The sequence below is a fragment of the Streptomyces carpinensis genome (genome assembly GCF_002154505.1).
Taxonomy (GTDB): Bacteria; Actinomycetota; Actinomycetes; order Streptomycetales; family Streptomycetaceae; genus Streptomyces; species Streptomyces carpinensis.
On the sequence record NZ_MUBM01000565.1, the window covers coordinates 1 to 757 of the forward strand.

The window sequence follows — 757 nt, forward strand, 5'->3', positions numbered from 1 at the left end:
CGTCGGCCCGCGGATCCCGGCCGTCGACCGCGTGGGCGGCATGGACGTCCTGCACCAGGTCGACCGGCCGGAGGTGCTGCTGGTGGCCGTCGGCGTGATGGCACCGGTGTGCCTTCAGGCCGCCGAGCTGCTCGAGGCGCGAGGTGTGGGCTGCACCGTCGTCGACCCGCGCTGGGTCAAGCCGGTGGATCCGGCGCTGCCGGGGCTGGCCGCCGAGCACCGGCTGGTGGCCGTCGTGGAGGACAACAGCAGGGCGGCCGGGGTCGGCGCCGCGGTCGCCCTGGCCCTGGGCGACGCCGAGGTGGACGTACCCGTGCGGCGCTTCGGCATCCCCGAGCAGTTCCTGGCGCACGCCAAACGCGGGGAGGTGCTGGCCGACATCGGGCTCACCCCGGTGGAGGTCGCCGGACGGATCAGCGCGAGCCTGGCCGTCCAGGAGCAGGCCGGAACCGTCCCGGCCCGGACCGGTGCCGTCCACGGGCGGGCCGGGGTCGTACCGGCGCAGGCGCAGGAGCGCGCCGGCACCACCAAGGCCGCGGGAGCCGCCGGGGCGGCCAGGCCCGTCACGGCAGTCAAGGAGAAAACTGAATGACCACGGAGTTCGACCTCGGCGCCCTCCTGGCCGAGCGCGGCGCCGAGCGCTACGAGCTGCACACCAAGCACCTCAACCACCAGCTCCCGCGCATGCTGCACACCATCGGGTTCGACAAGGTCTACGAGCGGGCCGAGGGGGCGTACTTCTGGGACGCCGAGGGCA

Annotated in this window: 1 protein-coding gene and 1 pseudogene; both read left to right on the top strand. The window is 74.5% G+C overall.

All coding sequences use genetic code 11. The annotated features are described in order from the left end of the window. Positions 1-592, top strand: a 592-nt coding sequence (locus BZY54_RS46120) for a transketolase C-terminal domain-containing protein (RefSeq protein WP_279634768.1), incomplete at its 5' end; no start/stop codon positions are given. Next, positions 589-757: pseudogene (locus BZY54_RS54250) on the top strand (aspartate aminotransferase family protein); the annotation flags it as partial. The gene BZY54_RS46120 and the pseudogene BZY54_RS54250, both read left to right, overlap by 4 nt.